Origin of the sequence: Nucisporomicrobium flavum (assembly GCF_016464385.1) — a bacterium.
GTDB lineage: Bacteria > Actinomycetota > Actinomycetes > Mycobacteriales > Micromonosporaceae > Actinoplanes > Actinoplanes flavus_A.
This window is the reverse complement of the sequence record NZ_JADMLH010000008.1, coordinates 345,031-360,028: the sequence shown is the minus strand read 5'-3', so window position 1 is coordinate 360,028 and position 14,998 is coordinate 345,031. Positions and strand designations below refer to the sequence as shown.

Below are 14,998 nucleotides of genomic sequence, written 5' to 3'. Positions count from 1 at the left end.
AACCGCGTCCACCGCTTCGACATCACCGGTGACAGACCCGTACGCGAGGAGGAAATCGTGGAAGAGATCCGTACCGTCGTCCTGGAGCGAGCGGCCGCAGTGGCGGCGAAGGACCCGCGGGCGATGCTGGCCCACAACGCGCCCGGCATCGTCGAGTTCACGCTCGCGCCGCCGCTTCGCCAGCCGGAGAGCACCGTCGAATCGGTGTCGGCGTGGCTGGCGACGTTCGAGGAGTCGATGAGCCTGGAGGTGACCGATCTGGAGGTGACCGCCGGCGACGACGTGGCGTTCTGCACGAGCCTGAACTGCCTGACGGCGACGCCGAAGGGGATGCCGGAGAGTTTCACCCTGTGGTTCCGCTCGACGCTGGGCCTGCGCAAGGTCGCCGGCCGGTGGGTGGTGACCCACGAGCACGAATCGGTGCCGTTCGACATGGACGGCTCCTTCAAGGCCTCCATCGATCTGAAGCCGTGAAGCCGGCAGTTTGACCTTTCTTGCACGCACCTAGCGGAATCGGCACCTGATACGTACTGCTATCCGTGAACCAAGTTCACGGGAGGAACGACGTGCCGACATTCACCACCACCGAGGAGCAGGGCGCCTTCAATCTGGCCGAGGCGCTGAGCGAGAAGGGAATGGCGTGCATGCGCGAGGCCGAGCAGGCCGCGGAGAACTTCCGGCTCGGCAAGATGCAGATGCGGCGGAACTTCAAGGCGCGCGGGCTGTCCGAGGTCGATGCGGACATCCGGTGGTCGGGGATGACGCAGGCGAAGAAGGCGCTCGCGGACAACCAGTGGTACATGGCGCAGGCCTCGATGTACAACGAGGCCGCCGCCGCGCAGTACGCAAAGGCCCTATATCTCCGGAGCGCGGAAAAAATCTAGCGGCCGGCTGCCGCCCAGGTCGGCGGTGCGGCCGGCCGCATACCCCTGGCCGCGGCCGCTGCCGGCCAGCCGGCGAGGTCCCAGCCGGGCCAGCTTCGGGTACGTCTCGTCGCGCCGGCGCTCCACCGCAACGGTCCGGTCGACGAGCACCAGCTCCGCGCCCGGTGCCGAGGCGGCCGCCGCCTGCTCTGTTGCGGTGAGCCGGGCCCGGATCGCCTCGGTGAAGCCGACCAGCCACGAGCGCCGGAACGCCGCCGGGTGGTCGTAGGTCGGTACCGCGGCCGCGGCGAGGCCGTGCGCGGCCTGCACGAGCAGGGAGGTGAACAGCAGCTCGACGCGCTCGAGGTCGGCGCGGTGCCCGAAGAGGTGGATCCGCGCGGTGCCGCGCCGCTCCAGGTGCACGACCTTGCAGCGCAGAGCGATGGCGACGGCTCCGAGCAGGCCGGCCTTGTCCCTCGAGTACGGCGGTTCCACCGTCACGATGCGATCACCGACCGGGTCGGCGGCGGGATCGGCGCCGGCCAGCAACGCCTGGTCGACGCCGTACTTGGCGATGAGCTCGGCGGCCTTGGCGGTGAACGCCTCGGCCTCGGCGGGGGTGCACGCGGGGCTCTCCGCCTTCGCCAGCAGCTTCCTGACCCGCTCCAGGAGCCGATCGGTCATGCGGTCATGCCGCGCGGTGACGCAGCGTCGCCACCGTGGATCCCGCCAGTGCGAGCAGGCAGTCCGGGAGCTGACCGTCGGCGATGGCGGCCCCGAACAGAGCCTCACCGGTGGGGATGTCGCCGTTCACGTACGCGCTGACGAACCTGGCCACCCAGCGCTTGTCGTACCGGGCGTCGTCGATGCCGGGGAAGTCGAGGGTCCACGCGCCGCCCGTGGGCACGTTCTGTCCCACCATCGTTGCGGCGAGGCACCAGGCCACGTCGTACGCGCCCACCACGCCCGAACGGTCCACGACCGCGTCGAAGGTGCAGACCACAGCGTCGGAGTCGCCGCTGAGCGCGCAGTGCAGCACCTGCGCCGCGTCGTCCAATGCGTGCTGTGGTACGTCGGTCACGTCAAGAAAGGTACGCGGATTCGTCAAGAAACGCGGCTCAGGCCCCTCGAAGCAGGCAAGTCAGGCGGGCGGTGCACACCCGGTCGCCGTCCTCGTCCGAGATGACGATCTCGTACGTGACCGCCGTACGCCCGCGGTGCACCGGGGTCGCGACGCCCGTGACCTCGCCGGACCGTACGCCCTTGTGGTGCGTGGCGTTGATGTCCACGCCCACGGCGAACGGCCGGTCGACCGTGGCACCGTGCAGCGCCGCCCCCACGGAACCGATCGTCTCGGCGAGCACGCACGACGCGCCGCCGTGCAGCAGCCCGTACGGCTGGGTGTTGCCCTCGACCGGCATCGTGGCGACCACCCGCTCGGGGGTGGCCTCGGTGATCCGGATTCCCATCCGCTCGCCCAGGGATCCGCCCCCGCTGGCGAGGAGGGCCTGCATGGCATCTGCCGCTGTACTCACGAGGGGCAACGTTACCGGCGGGTTCCGCTCGATCCAGCGACTTCCGTCACAGCTCCGGCGACCGCCCGGGTCGCGGGGGTACCCCCTGGGCCCTACGTTGGTACCCACCTATTCGCATTGCCGGAGCGAGGAGACAGTTCATGAGCGAGCCGCAGGAGATCGTCGAGACTCGCGGGGACGACCGGGTCGACCTGCTCGCCACCGACACCAACGGCGACGGCAAGCCGGACGTGTGGGTGTCGGACACCGACGGTGACGGCAAGGCGGACCTGTTCCAGTTCGACACGGACGGCGACGGCAAGGTCGACATCACGATGGTGGACCTCGACGAGGACGGCACCCCCGACATGGTGGTCGACGGCGACGGTGGCATCCCGCCGGTCGTCTGAGCCGCGCCGGTCAGCCGCCGCCGAGCGTGCTGACGGCCGCCCACAGCACCGCGACGGCCAGGGCCGTGGAGAAGACCGCCGAGGCGGTACGCCGCCACGGACCCTTGCCCTCGGGCACGACCGCCTCCGGATGTCCCAGCCGGTTGAGGATGCGGCGCTGCCGGCGTACCTCCCGGCACCAGCGGCCGAGGTCCTCGGTGCCGCGGCTCAGCTCGACCGCCAGCCGGGCCTGGGCGCGCTGCAGCCGCCGTACGGCCGCCCGCGCGCGGAACCCGGCCTGGACCCGGGCGTGCCACCGCGCGCTGGCCCGCCGCGACCCTGACTTGAGGGCCTCGACCTCCGCCGGCGTGATGAGCTCCGGATCGTCCAGGGCCGCGAGCTGCTCGGCGTAGTAGTCGGCCTCCCGGTCATGCGCCGAGCGGACGAGCAGCCAGATCAGCAGCAGCGGCGGCAGCCCCTTGAGGACGAGCACGACGAGCAGGGCGATCGCGCCGTTGCCGAGCCCGTCGCGCAACAGCGGCGAGTTCCACAGCACGTGCGACGCCCACGCCCCGAGCACGCCCAGCATCGCCACGCCGATCCGCGTGCGCAGCGTCCGTTCGCAGCGCACGACGAGATACCCGATGCCCGCGCCCGCCAGCGCGCCGAACAGGGTGTGGCTCCAGACGCCGGAGAGGAAGCCCCGCAGCAGGAACGTGGTGATGACCGGTTCGACGTGGTCACCCCGGCCGGCCAGGGCGACCGCGCCCATCGCGTACACGATGTCCTCGACGATCTGGAATCCCAGGCCGACCAGCGCGCCGTACACGACCCCGTCCAGCACGCTGTTCACCTGTGCCCGGGCGACGAGCACGATGGCGACCACGCCGAGCGTCTTGGCGATCTCCTCGACGGTCGGCCCGGCCAACGCGGCGCCCCAGTCGGCCGCGAGGTGCGGCGAGCCCAGCTTGGCGATCACGTCGTCGAGGGCGGCGCTGGCCGGGATGGAGACCGCGGTGGCGACCAGCCCGCCCCAGCAGAACGCCAGCACGCGCAGCCCGAGCGGCTCCCGCTCGAGGAAGTCGAGCTCCGAGACGACGAACCAGAACGGGACGGCCAGCAGCGCGAACAGAGCGGCCGCGGTGAGCAGCGCGATCGGGTACGCGGCCGCGAACTGCCCCGCGATCATCGACATCCGTACGGCGCCCACGGCCAGCACCGCCACCACGATCCAGAACCCCGGCAGCCGCAGCACCCCGAGATCCGGCGGCGATCCCGGCTGTACGGGCGCGGACCGCGCGCTGCGCAACCGAGGCTCCGCGGTCACCGGGCCGGCTCCGGCGCCGACCGCAGCGTCCGGGTGCTGGCGTCGATCGCCGGCAACGTACGGCCGAGATCCAGGTCGGCGCCGCTCACGGTGACCTCGATGGTGTGACCGTCGGCGACGAAGACCGCGTACCGGCCGCCGCGACCCGGACCGCTGTAGCCGCCTTGCAGCCCCGCGAGGCCGCCGGCGGTCGCGACGGTCAGCTCGGTGCCGGTCACCTGGTAGCCCGACGTGCCGGTGATGCGCTGCCGCAGCCGTTCGACCGCGGCCCGCAGGTCCCCGTCGAACGGCTGGACGCTGATGAAATAGCGGACCGGCCCGAGCCGGAACAGCACGGTCCCGGACGTCTCGGTCGGACGGGTCTCGGTCACGTCGACGCGAGCTCCGGGCGGGGGCATGACGGTCACTCCACCCCCGATGTCGTACGGGCGATCCACCGGCACCGAACGCTCGGCCGGCAGCGCGTGGTCGAGCGCCGGCAGGCCGAAGGCGAGACCGCCCAGCGCGGCTACCAGGCTGAGCGCGCCGAGGAGGTTCGTCAGCTGACGCCGAGTAACACTCCCCATACCTTTACGCTATCGGGCCGGGGGCACGGGCTCGCGGTGGAGAACGTTTTGTCCGTTTACTCGGAACGTTCGCGCAGCTGAGCGGAGGGAATGGCGGCGGTCAGCCACACGCCGTTGGCGCTGCGATGAAAGACGTGTCCCGCCCGCGCCATGGCGGCCGCGTCTACCTCGAGGACCGCCACGTCGGGCGAGCGACGGCGGCCGACGACCAGCGCGGTCGCCAGGTCGGGAGACAGATGGACGTGGTGGCGGCTCCGCGGGCGCAGCCCCTCGCGCAGGATCGAGGGGAGGTTGGCCCGCGGCGTGCCGTGGTACAGAACAGCGGGTGGCGTGGCGGGCGGCAGTCCGAGGTCGACGTCGACCCGGCGGGAATGCCCCTGGCTCGCGCGGATCCGCTCGACGCCGTCCGCGCCGGTGGCGATCGCGAAACGCGACTTGTCGTTACCGGCGACGACCGCGTCCAGGGCGGCGCGGGCGAGGCCGAGCCCCGCCAGCAGGTCGGCGACCGGCACCCAGCCGTTCGCGTCCAGGATCAGCCCGGCGACCTCGGGACGGTGCCGCAGCACCAGGGAGATGCGCCGGCTGATGCGTACCTGATCCTTCGTCAGGCTCGTCATGGTTGAAGCTCCATGACCGCAAGGTAGTAAGGACGGTCCTCGTCGTCGATCGATGTGAGGCGCCACCGGGTGCCCTCGAGCAGCCCTTCGAGTTCCGCCACGGAGCAGACCAGGTAGTCGAACCACTCGGTCGTGAGGCGCCGATACCGCAGCCTCAGCCGGAGCTGACCGCCCAGCCGGCCACGCTCGCGGTTCCTCCGGTGATAGGCCGTATGGACAGGATCTTTCGTCCCGTACGGATCCGTGCCGTGCGCGATGATCCGGGCGCCGGGCCGGGCCAGCTCCGCCAGCGCGGCGAGGAAGGCCGGGGCGCGTCCGGGCCCTTCGAGCAGGCCGAGGTTGTTGCCCAGCATGAGGAACGTGTCGTAGCGGGAGGCCGCGCGGGCGGCGTACGTGTCGACGTCGGTGATCACGGTGTCCCGCAATCCCCGGGCCCGCGCCACTTCGACGGCACCGGGCGAGGTGTCCAGCCCGGTCACCGCCATGCCGCGCCGCTGCAGCTCGATCGCCGTACGCCCGGCACCGCAACCGATGTCGAGCACAGCGCCCCGGCACAGCCGCAGCGCGCGATGGTCGTGGTGCTGCCACTGCTCGGGCTCGTCCAGGTAATGGTCGGCGGGCGCGCCGTTGATCAGACCGTCGTCCCGCTCGATGATCTCGATGACCGGCCGGGGCAGCCGCCCGCCGGCCAGGGGCCGTGGGCCGATCCCGGTACGCACCGCGTACGCGTCCCGGATCATCTCCCCGAACACGTCTCCGACGACCGGCTCTTCCACCGCTACTACTCTTGGTCCATGACGGCGCTACGGCAACTCGGTTCGGAGAAGTACGTCCTGCTGACGACCTTCCGCAAGACCGGCAAGGCCGTGCCGACCCCGGTGTGGGCCGTGCCGGACGGGGACGGCCTGGCGGTCTGGACCACCAACGACGCGGGCAAGCTCAAGCGGATCCGCAACAGTCCGCGGGTGACCGTGGCGCCCTGCGACGTCCGGGGCAATCCGAAGGGCGACGAGGTCGAAGCGGCGGCGCGCATCGGCGACGCGGCCGATCTTGCCCGCGTGCGCGAGGCCCTCAAGCGCAAGTACGGCCTGCCCGGACGCCTTGTCCTGCTGGGGAGCCGGCTGCGCCGGGGTCCGCTCGGTACGACGGCGATCCTGATTGTATAGACGAAGAAGGGGCGATCGCCTTCCCCGGCGTTCGCCCCTCTATCGATCTCTCGGTCGACTGCGGTCCGTTCAGTCGCCCTGACGCTGCGTGGGAATCTGTCCCTGCAGCAGGGCGCGAACCTCCGACTCCCGGTAGCGACGGTGCCCACCCAGCGTGCGAATTGCGCTGAGCTTGCCCGCCTTGGCCCACCGGGTGACGGTTTTCGGGTCGACACGGAACATCGACGCCACCTCGGCCGGCGTTAGTAGCGGCTCAGGATCGTGCGTACGCGATGCCATCGGTCACTCCTCCACAGGTACCTAAAGACATCGGCCGGGGTCCCGCCGGCCGGTGCGTCTCTCATGGTCCGGCTAGTCCCCGATGTCCGACATGGGCCGAACGGCCGAACGTCCCTAGATAGACGGTTGAAGCATGCCCGATTTATACGAGTTTTCTACGCCAGAAAGTGTCTTGTTTGGACCGAAAATCACGCTTCGCGGACCCCTCGTTACGAAGAGTATTCACCTCGGAAGGGCCCTCCGGGGCACCGTTCCATGCCCCTTCGTCCTGTTTCCGCAGCTCAACAGCATGATAATCGTCGATCAGTTGCAGCGCTCCAGCAACTGCACCGCGCGCCACCGCGCGACGAGCTTCTCGTACGCCTCCGTGGCGGCGTCGGCGTCCCCTCGCGACAGCGCGGACAGGCCGGCGGCCACCAGCCCCGGGGAGTCGTCCTCCTGTAGATCGTCGTCCTTGAGGATGCCGGTGAGCCCGCCGTAGTCCAGCTCGACGATCGACCGCGGGTGGAACTCCTCCAGCCACCGCGTGCCCTCCTCCACCGCCTCGGTGATCGGGGCGTCGCCGAGCGACTTGCGCAGCACCGAGACGCCGCGGTGCGCCCGCCGGCGGGCCTTGGAGATCTCCGTGCGGTAGCGCAGCACCTTGCGGTCGCCGGACAGGCTGATCTCCCGCTCGTCCAGATCGACGAAGACGAACCAGCGCAGCGGCACACCCCAGGTGGCGATCTGCTCGTGCACCCGCGGCACGCCGCGCTCGAGCACCTTGGCCCCGCTGCGCCAGTCGTCGACCACGGCCTTCGCCTGGCCGGCCAGCACCGGCGGCACGAACGCGTCGGCCAGCACGCTGGGCACGCCGTCGCGGGCGTTCAGCGCGGCCTCGGCGACGCGCAGCCGAAGGTTCCACGGGCAGACCAGCAGCGTGTCGCCCCACTCCATGACGTACGCCTCGTCGGGCAGGTCGGGCAGGCGGGTCCACCCCGCGCCGAGCGCCTCCAGGACCGCGGTGCGCTGCCGGACCGGACCCTCGACCGGTCCGAGCGCCCGGCCCTCCCGGGCATAGCGGCGCCAGAAAATCTGGCGGTCGCGGTCGAAGGCGGTCAGCGGTTCGTAAACCCGCAGGTACGACGCGAACAGTGACGGCACGGCGCGATCCTTTCACGAAATGGCCGCCGGTTGACTTCCCGGTCGCCTGCCATTCCGGCGGCATGGATCACGACTAGGCTCGCTGATGTCCGGCACAACCCCGCCGGGACACCTCGGGCGCCCCACGAGGGCGTACCCACACACACTCGGGAGAGAGCAGCCATGGGCGTGTTCGTCAGCAGCGACGGCATCGACGCCGCCGGGCACGAGCAGGTCGTCTTCTGCCAGGACCGGCACACCGGCCTGAAGGCGATCATCAGTATCTACTCGACGGCTCTCGGGCCGGCGCTGGGCGGGACCCGGTTCTATCCGTACGAGAGCGAGGAGGCGGCGCTCACCGACGTGCTGAACCTCTCGCGTGGCATGGCGTACAAGAACGCCCTGGCGGGGCTGGACCTCGGCGGGGGCAAGGCGGTGATCTGGGGCGACCCGGCCACCGGCAAGTCCGAGGCGTTGCTGCGGGCGTACGGCCGCTTCGTCGAGTCGCTGCACGGCCGCTACTACACCGCCTGCGACGTCGGCACGTACGTCCCCGACATGGACGTCATCTCCCGGGAGACCCGCTACGTGACCGGGCGCAGCCTCGAGCACGGCGGCGCCGGGGATTCCTCCGTGCTGACCGCCTGGGGCGTCTTCCAGGGCATGCGCGCCGCGGCCGAGCACACCTGGGGCAGCCCGGCGCTGGCCGGTCGCCGGGTGGGCGTCGCCGGCCTCGGCAAGGTCGGCAAGTACCTGGTGGGTCACCTGATCGAGGACGGTGCCTCGGTCGTCGCCACGGACGTCAGCCCGGCGGCGCTCGAGTGGGCGCGCACGACGTACCCCCAGGTCGATCTTGTGTCCGACACCCCGGCGCTGATCACCAGCGACATCGACGTGTACGCACCCTGCGCGCTGGGCGGGGCGCTCGACGACGACACTGTGCCGGTGCTGCGCGCCAAGATCGTGACCGGTGCCGCCAACAACCAGCTGGCCCACCCCGGGATCGAGAAGCTGCTCGAGGAGCGGGGCATCCTCTACACGCCGGACTACGTGGTCAACGCGGGCGGCGTGATCCAGGTGGCCGACGAGATCGAGGGCTTCAACTTCGAGCGCGCCAAGCTCCGCGCCACGAAGATCTACGACACCACGGGCCAGATCCTGCGCCTCGCCGACGACGAGGGCGTACCGCCGGCGGTGGCCGCGGACCGCCTCGCCGAGCGGCGCATGGCCGAAGTCGGACGGCTCCGCAGCATCTACCTGGGTTGAGGCTTTTGTACGCCGTCGCGCGTCGAGTCCACGACAAGCCACGACGCGCGACGGTGGTACACGTAACCCGAGGTGCCGAAGGCGGCATCGTCCATGTACCGTAAGACCCACGAGAGATGCCTGACGTCATCGGGGCCCGCCTTCGGGCTGCCCCGAATTCTGTGCGAGGGGGTCGAGCCATGGGGCGCGGCCGTGCTAAGGCCAAGCAGACAAAGGTGGCCCGGGAGTTGAAGTACCACTCCCCGAACACCGACCTCACCGCCTTGCAGCGCGAACTGGCGGGTGCTGGTAAGTCCGACCGTCACTTCGACGCCGACGACAACGAGTTCGTCGACGACGAAGACGACGATGATCTGGACGACGAGCACGACGCCTGGTCGCCTTCAAGGCGCTGACCCGTATTGCACAGAGCACGCGGCTTCCCGCGTGCTTCCGTGTGTCGCGGTCGTTCCGGCAGTTCATGATGCCCTCGCGGGATGACCGCGCGGGCGTCGTGTCCTGTTCGTAGTCCCGCTCCCTCCATCGCCGTCGAAGCGAGGGTGACAGCCCCGGCGTCGTCATGACGTCCGGGCGGTTCGGTGTGCGGTTCTCCGGGGGGTGCGGTGCGTGCGTGTCGCGCGCTGATCATCTTCGGACACGGGCTAGCTACGCCGTGGCTTCGTCGTGCTCGGAACCGGGCGTTCGGCCCGGCGATCGATGCCGCGCGGGATCGCCATTCGGCTCGCTCCGCGGTGTCAGTGGTTCGTGCTCACGAGGCCGTGCTGGTCCGGCACGGCCTGACCCCGGGGCGCCGGCCAGACCGAGCGACGCCCGGGCGTCGCTCGTGCGCAGACGCCGGCGAAGCAACGCAACCGCCCGGCCTCATCCCCCGCAACCGGCGGTCAGGCGTATGACTGGCATGGCCCCATCCCGCTCCCACCAGCTGCCAGGCACGACCCGGCCTGCGGTGGGGCTCTGTCTCGGTTTGATCCGGGGGTCAGCGGGGCCGGTTGTTCCAGTTGTAGAAGGTCGGGATGTTCTCGAAGTGGTTCCAGGCGCACACCGCGGACCCGTCCCCGGCCGCCTCCGCACGCCGCTCCCGCGCCTCTTCCGCCTCCTCGATCAGGGCGGCCAGGCCCGTACGGGTGTCGCGCACCCGCGCGGTCACGGGATCGGTCTCCACGCGGTCAGACGGCCGTGGGCTCGTGATCTCGGGCATGGTCCAGCACTCCGTCCAGTAGGCGAATCTTGCTGTTGCGGCAGTGGTCCGTCGTCGTCACATCGAACCGGCCGTGCTCGAAGTAGCGATTGGCCGCGTGCGCCCCGCCGCAGAAGCCGAAATACGGGCACTGCGCGCGACACGCTTCGACACCGGTCAGGAACTCGCCGATCCAGGGGGTGCCGGCGGCGCCCGCGAGGATCTCCGCCAGCGGGGTGGTGAGCACGTTGCCGCTGCTGAAGTCGCCGTACCGGGGGTCGGAGAAGCCGGCGAGCTCGGGCGACAGCAGAACCACGCTGCCGTCGTACGCCACCGTGGGGATGGGGTCGAGGCGCCGGGGCAGGACGTCGTCCGCCGTACCCTCGAGCACCGCCGCCGCATAGCGCAGCGACCATTCGATCTCGCGCAGGTGGATGCGGGGGTCCCGGCGCCACGCGCTGACCAGTTCGGCCCAGAACGCGGTCACGTCACGCTCCGGATGCCGGTTGGCCCGGGTGTTCACGCCTTCCATCTCCTCGACGTTGATGCCGAGGACGTCGCAGCCCAGCTCGAGGAAGTAGCCGTACAGCTCGGTGGCCAGCCCCGGCTCGGGCCGCGCCACCACGCACAGCGCGGAGAACGGGATGTCGTGCCGCTTGAGCGCTTCGACGCCGCGCATGATCCGGTCGTACGCCGGCTTGCTTCCCCTGGTCACCCGCTCGCCGTTGCGGGGCTCGGGGCCGTCGACACTCACGCTGACCCGGATCCGGTGCTCGGCGAAGAACTCGCACCACGCGTCGTCGATCAGCGTCGCGTTGGTCTGCACGTGGTGCTCGACGCCTTCGGCGAAGGGCGCGATCAGGTCCGCGAAGTGGTCCCGTCCGGCGGCGAGCGGCTCGCCGCCGTGCCAGACCACCGAGAATCTTCCGGTACGGGCCCAGGGGCCGACAGACGCAGCAACGGCGCGGGCCACGTCGACGGACATCTTCCGGTCCACCCGCCGCAACGGAAGGTAGCAGTAGGAACAGTCGAGGTTGCAGAGAGTGGTGGGCTGCATGACGACGTACGTGGGAACCGTGGCGATGCCGCGCATACCGCTCCAGCCGAGCCCCACAGTCACCTCCCCGTCCACGCCGTCGCCGGCTCAGGCCAGGCTATGTGCCCGCGTCCACCCGAGTCTGCCCCGCAGCCGCCTTCATGACGAAAAGATCCGCGCGTGCCGATCCATCGACACACGCGGATCATTTCACACGAAGCACGAGAAATCCTCGGAAGCGGACCCCGCAACCGTCAGCGGGCGAAACGCCCGGCCGCGAGCCGGCCGCGCCCACGAAGGCCGACCGTCGCCGCCGTGGTCCCCCGCCCACCCGTGCCGGCGCGGGCGGGCCGCCGGGGTCAGCCGCGGGTGTACTGGCCGACCATCTGCACCTGGCCGGTGCCCTCGATGACCTCGCCCACCTGCCACGCCTCGACGCCGCGGCCGGTCAGGTACGCCATCGCGCGGTCCGCGTCGTCCGAGGAGACGATCGTGAACATGCCGACGCCCATGTTGAACGTGGCCTCCATCTCGGTGTCCTCGATGCGGCCCTTCGCCTGGATCAGGTCGAAGATCGGCTGCGGACGCCAGGACGAGCGGTCGACCACCGCGTCGACGTGCTCGGGGAGGATGCGGACCAGGTTGCCGGGGATGCCACCGCCCGTGACGTGCGAGAACGCGCGTACGTCGGTCTCCTCGATGAGGCCCAGGCAGTCCTTGGCGTAGATCTTGGTGGGGGTGAGCAGCTCCTCGCCCAGGGTGCGCTGCTTGCCGAAGTCGTCCACGACCGTGTCGAGGCGCATCCGGCCCGCGCCCAGCAGCACGTGGCGCACCAGCGAGTAGCCGTTGGAGTGCAGGCCCGAGGAGCGCATCGCGATGACCGCGTCGCCGATCTCGACCTTGTGGGCGCCGAGGATCTCACTCTCCTCGACCACGCCGACGCCGGTCGCGGAGACGTCGTACTCGTCGGGGCGCAGCACGCCCGGGTGCTCGGCCGTCTCGCCGCCCAGCAGCGCGCAGCCGGCGTACCGGCAGCCGTCCGCGATGCCGGCGCCGATCTCGGCGACCTTGTCCGGCACGACCTCGCCGCAGGCGATGTAGTCGAGCAGGAACAGCGGCTCGGCGCCGCAGGCGACCAGGTCGTCGACGACCATCGCGACCAGGTCGATGCCGATCGTGTCGTGGATGTCGAGCTGCTGCGCGATGACGAGCTTGGTGCCCACGCCGTCGGTCGACGAGGCGAGGATCGGGCTCTTGTACTTCTGCGTGTTCAGCTTGAACAGGCCCGCGAAGCCGCCCAGGTCGCCCATGACCTCCGGCCGCGTGGTCTTCTTGACCTTGGACTTGAGCAGCTCGACCGCGCGCTCGCCGGCGTGGATCGAGACGCCGGCGTCCGCGTACGTCACCGTGCGCTTACGGCCGCTGCGGCCGGCCCCGGCCGACCACGGCTGGCGGTCGGCACCCTCGGCGCCGTTCGATCCGGCACTGCTGCGCTCGGACACGTGGGTCACGGTTCTCCCCTTTGATGGTGGTGCTGCTCGGCTGGGCCGCTGTTACGACGTCTGGCGTGGTGCGGTGGTTCCGGTGCGACCCTAAGGGCGGTGCAGGGCGTCGACCCCACCCGGGCTGCCGACCAGCGGTTGCGACCGTTCGCGCTCGCCCTCGGCGTACTGCTCATCCTCGTACTCGTGCTCGAGCCCCGCCACCGCGGCGGTCGCGGCCTCCGCCGAGGCGTCCGGCATCGCAGCGCGCTTGCCGACGCTCTCGAGGAGGTGCTTGCCGATCAGGTGACCGGCCGGGAGCTCGATCGGATACTGCCCATCGAAGCAGGCCATGCAGAGTCGTGTCTTCGGCTGCTCGGTCGCCTGGACCAGGCCGTCCAGCGAAACGTAGCCGAGGCTGTCGGCGCCGATCGAGCGCCGGATGCCGTCGATCTCCAGGCCGTTGGCGATCAACTCGGCGCGGGTCGCGAAGTCGATGCCGTAGAAGCAGGGCCACTTCACCGGGGGCGACGAGATGCGTACGTGCACCTCGAGCGCGCCCGCCTCGCGGAGCATGCGGATCTGGGCGCGCTGGGTGTTGCCGCGCACGATCGAGTCGTCGATCACCACGATCCGCTTGCCCCGGACGACCTCGCGCAACGGGTTGAGCTTCAGCCGGATGCCGAGCTGACGGATCGTCTGCGAGGGCTGGATGAAGGTGCGGCCCACGTACGCGTTCTTCATGAAGCCCGCGCTGTACGGGATGCCGGACTCCTCCGCGTACCCGATCGCAGCCGGAATGCCCGACTCCGGGACGCCGATGACTAGATCCGCCTCGACGGGGTGCTCCTTGGCCAGCTTGCGGCCGACCTCGACGCGGGCGGAGTAGATGTTGCGGCCGGCGATCGTGGTGTCCGGGCGGGCAAGGTACACGTACTCGAAGAGGCAGCCCTTGGGCTCGGGGTTGGCGAACCGGCTCGAGCGCAGGCCGTGCTCGTCGATCGCGAGGATCTCGCCGGGCTCCACCTCCCGGACGAAGCTGGCGCCGACGATGTCGAGGGCCGCTGTCTCGCTCGCCACGGCCCAGCCGCGCTCCATCCGGCCGAGCACCAGCGGGCGTACCCCCTGGGCGTCGCGGGCGGCGTACAGCGTGCTCTCGTCCATGAAGACGAAGCTGAACGCGCCCCGCAGGCGCGGAAGCACCTCCATGGCCGCGGCCTCGACCGACAGGTCCGGGCGGCCGGCGAGCAGCGTCGTCACCAGCGAGGTGTCGTTGGTGGCGGAGTCCGCCTCGAGGCCGCGGTCGGCGATCTCCTTGGCCAGCTCGGCCGTGTTGACCAGGTTGCCGTTGTGCGCCAGCGCGATCGTCGTGCCGGCCGTGGTGGCCCGGATCGTCGGCTGGGCGTTCTCCCAGTTGGAACCGCCGGTGGTGGAGTAACGCGTGTGACCGATGGCGAGGTGACCCCGCAGGCTGGCCAGCGTCGGCTCGTCGAAGACCTGGGACACCAGGCCGAGATCCTTGTAGACCACCACACCCGAGCCGTCACTGACAGCGATGCCGGCGGCTTCCTGCCCGCGGTGCTGCAGTGCGTAGAGGCCGAAGTAGGTGAGTTTCGCAACCTCTTCCTCCGGAGCCCAGACGCCGAAGACGCCGCAGGCATCCTGGGGTCCGCGGTCCTGGGGGTCGAGATCGTCGGTCAACCGGCCGTCGCCTCGGGGCACGCGCTTGCTCCCTCATGCTGGTCTGCTCGGAGTAGGTGGGCTGTTCCGACGGCCCAGTGTACGCGAGATAACGGGCGTTCAGCTCGGGTGCACAGGGAGGTACGGAGTGAGATCAGTGCGTATTCCACTGGCCCGTACGCGTCCCGATTCCACCGCTTCCGCCCAGCTCAGGCGGCCCGTGGCGACGAGCAGCCAGGTCATCGGATCGGTCTCGACCACATTGGGCGGTGTGCCGCGGGTGTGCCGCGGACCGGCGACACACTGAATCGCACCGAAAGGTGGAATACGGACCTCCACCGATCGGCCGGGCGCGGTCCGCGCGAGCTCGGCCAGCAGTGCTCGCACAGCGTCACGGAGCACGGAACGCTCCGGTTCGGCACCGCCGTCCAGCGCGTCCAGCGCGTCCCTCACCGACTCGGATTTATTGTGCGCAGGAGACACGTCGGGACAATACGACCCGGCGAAAGAGCACA

The 14,998-nt window shown here is 70.4% G+C and carries 20 protein-coding genes; 6 read left to right on the top strand and 14 right to left on the bottom strand.

Annotation, left to right across the window (positions count from 1 at the left end; genetic code table 11):
* Positions 1 to 57 precede the first annotated feature (57 nt).
* Together IT780_RS21530 and IT780_RS21525 are read left to right on the top strand one after the other, a co-directional pair.
* On the top strand, positions 58 to 474 hold the full coding sequence (locus IT780_RS21530; RefSeq protein WP_199513395.1) for a YybH family protein: 417 nt from the start codon (positions 58 to 60) through the stop codon (positions 472 to 474).
* 92 nt (positions 475 to 566) lie between these two features.
* Positions 567 to 884, top strand: a complete 318-nt coding sequence (locus IT780_RS21525) for a hypothetical protein (protein WP_199513394.1) — start codon at positions 567 to 569, stop codon at positions 882 to 884.
* Here IT780_RS21525 and IT780_RS21520 read toward each other — a convergent pair.
* Genes IT780_RS21520 through IT780_RS21510 form a run of 3 tightly spaced genes read right to left on the bottom strand, consistent with a single transcriptional unit; the run spans position 855 to position 2,398 of the window.
* Positions 855 to 1,547, bottom strand: coding sequence for a DUF2786 domain-containing protein (locus IT780_RS21520; RefSeq protein ID WP_199513393.1), 693 nt, complete (start codon positions 1,545 to 1,547; stop codon positions 855 to 857). The genes IT780_RS21525 and IT780_RS21520 overlap by 30 nt on opposite strands.
* Before the next feature lie 4 nt (positions 1,548 to 1,551).
* The gene (locus tag IT780_RS21515; protein ID WP_199513392.1) at positions 1,552 to 1,944 is read right to left on the bottom strand and encodes a hypothetical protein; all 393 of its coding nucleotides are present in this window, start codon (positions 1,942 to 1,944) and stop codon (positions 1,552 to 1,554) included.
* Between the two features lie 37 nt (positions 1,945 to 1,981).
* Complete coding sequence (locus IT780_RS21510; RefSeq protein WP_307831300.1) at positions 1,982 to 2,398, bottom strand: PaaI family thioesterase; 417 nt, start codon at positions 2,396 to 2,398, stop codon at positions 1,982 to 1,984.
* A 140-nt stretch (positions 2,399 to 2,538) separates the two neighbouring features.
* Here IT780_RS21510 and IT780_RS21505 point away from each other — a divergent pair, with 140 nt between their 5' ends.
* Complete coding sequence (locus IT780_RS21505; protein WP_199513391.1) at positions 2,539 to 2,787, top strand: hypothetical protein; 249 nt, start codon at positions 2,539 to 2,541, stop codon at positions 2,785 to 2,787.
* Positions 2,788 to 2,797: 10 nt separating this feature from the next.
* Here IT780_RS21505 and IT780_RS21500 read toward each other — a convergent pair whose 3' ends face one another.
* The 4 genes from IT780_RS21500 to IT780_RS21485 are packed head-to-tail and all read right to left on the bottom strand — an operon-like array spanning position 2,798 to position 6,016.
* Entirely contained in the window at positions 2,798 to 4,093 is a 1,296-nt protein-coding gene (locus IT780_RS21500) for a PrsW family intramembrane metalloprotease (RefSeq protein WP_307831299.1), read from the bottom strand.
* Positions 4,090 to 4,659: a hypothetical protein gene (locus IT780_RS21495; protein ID WP_199513390.1), complete on the bottom strand. Its 570-nt coding sequence runs from the start codon at positions 4,657 to 4,659 to the stop codon at positions 4,090 to 4,092. Before IT780_RS21495 ends, IT780_RS21500 begins: the two co-directional genes overlap by 4 nt.
* A 56-nt stretch (positions 4,660 to 4,715) precedes the next feature.
* Positions 4,716 to 5,276 carry an RNA 2'-phosphotransferase gene (locus tag IT780_RS21490; RefSeq protein ID WP_199513389.1) on the bottom strand — a complete coding sequence of 187 codons (561 nt, stop codon included), beginning with the start codon at positions 5,274 to 5,276 and terminating at the stop codon, positions 4,716 to 4,718.
* Complete coding sequence (locus IT780_RS21485; RefSeq protein ID WP_199513448.1) at positions 5,273 to 6,016, bottom strand: class I SAM-dependent methyltransferase; 744 nt, start codon at positions 6,014 to 6,016, stop codon at positions 5,273 to 5,275. Before IT780_RS21485 ends, IT780_RS21490 begins: the two co-directional genes overlap by 4 nt.
* Positions 6,017 to 6,070: 54 nt before the next feature.
* Between IT780_RS21485 and IT780_RS21480 the strand changes: the two genes are divergently transcribed.
* Complete coding sequence (locus tag IT780_RS21480; RefSeq protein WP_199513388.1) at positions 6,071 to 6,442, top strand: PPOX class F420-dependent oxidoreductase; 372 nt, start codon at positions 6,071 to 6,073, stop codon at positions 6,440 to 6,442.
* 69 nt (positions 6,443 to 6,511) lie between these two features.
* Here IT780_RS21480 and IT780_RS21475 read toward each other — a convergent pair whose 3' ends face one another.
* Positions 6,512 to 6,721, bottom strand: coding sequence for a BldC family transcriptional regulator (locus IT780_RS21475; protein WP_014687221.1), 210 nt, complete (start codon positions 6,719 to 6,721; stop codon positions 6,512 to 6,514).
* A 303-nt stretch (positions 6,722 to 7,024) separates the two neighbouring features.
* Entirely contained in the window at positions 7,025 to 7,864 is an 840-nt protein-coding gene (locus tag IT780_RS21470) for a DUF8083 family protein (protein WP_199513387.1), read from the bottom strand.
* A gap of 162 nt (positions 7,865 to 8,026) precedes the next feature.
* Here IT780_RS21470 and IT780_RS21465 point away from each other — a divergent pair, with 162 nt between their 5' ends.
* On the top strand, positions 8,027 to 9,109 hold the full coding sequence (locus IT780_RS21465; protein WP_199513386.1) for a Glu/Leu/Phe/Val family dehydrogenase: 1,083 nt from the start codon (positions 8,027 to 8,029) through the stop codon (positions 9,107 to 9,109).
* Positions 9,110 to 9,288: 179 nt separating this feature from the next.
* Entirely contained in the window at positions 9,289 to 9,504 is a 216-nt protein-coding gene (locus IT780_RS21460; protein ID WP_199513385.1) for a DUF3073 domain-containing protein, read from the top strand.
* Between the two features lie 581 nt (positions 9,505 to 10,085).
* Here the strand turns inward: IT780_RS21460 and amcA are convergent.
* From amcA to IT780_RS21435, 5 genes are all read right to left on the bottom strand, one after another.
* Positions 10,086 to 10,307: a multiple cyclophane-containing RiPP AmcA gene (amcA, locus tag IT780_RS21455; protein ID WP_199513384.1), complete on the bottom strand. Its 222-nt coding sequence runs from the start codon at positions 10,305 to 10,307 to the stop codon at positions 10,086 to 10,088.
* Positions 10,276 to 11,379, bottom strand: a complete 1,104-nt coding sequence (gene amcB, locus IT780_RS21450) for a cyclophane-forming radical SAM peptide maturase AmcB (RefSeq protein WP_199513447.1) — start codon at positions 11,377 to 11,379, stop codon at positions 10,276 to 10,278. The genes amcA and amcB overlap by 32 nt, the downstream gene beginning before the upstream one ends.
* A gap of 302 nt (positions 11,380 to 11,681) precedes the next feature.
* Positions 11,682 to 12,833 carry a phosphoribosylformylglycinamidine cyclo-ligase gene (gene purM / locus IT780_RS21445; RefSeq protein WP_199513383.1) on the bottom strand — a complete coding sequence of 384 codons (1,152 nt, stop codon included), beginning with the start codon at positions 12,831 to 12,833 and terminating at the stop codon, positions 11,682 to 11,684.
* A gap of 81 nt (positions 12,834 to 12,914) precedes the next feature.
* On the bottom strand, positions 12,915 to 14,525 hold the full coding sequence (gene purF / locus IT780_RS21440) for an amidophosphoribosyltransferase (protein WP_199513382.1): 1,611 nt from the start codon (positions 14,523 to 14,525) through the stop codon (positions 12,915 to 12,917).
* A 78-nt stretch (positions 14,526 to 14,603) separates the two neighbouring features.
* Positions 14,604 to 14,966 carry a sterol carrier family protein gene (locus IT780_RS21435; RefSeq protein ID WP_307831298.1) on the bottom strand — a complete coding sequence of 121 codons (363 nt, stop codon included), beginning with the start codon at positions 14,964 to 14,966 and terminating at the stop codon, positions 14,604 to 14,606.
* Positions 14,967 to 14,998: the final 32 nt, after the last annotated feature.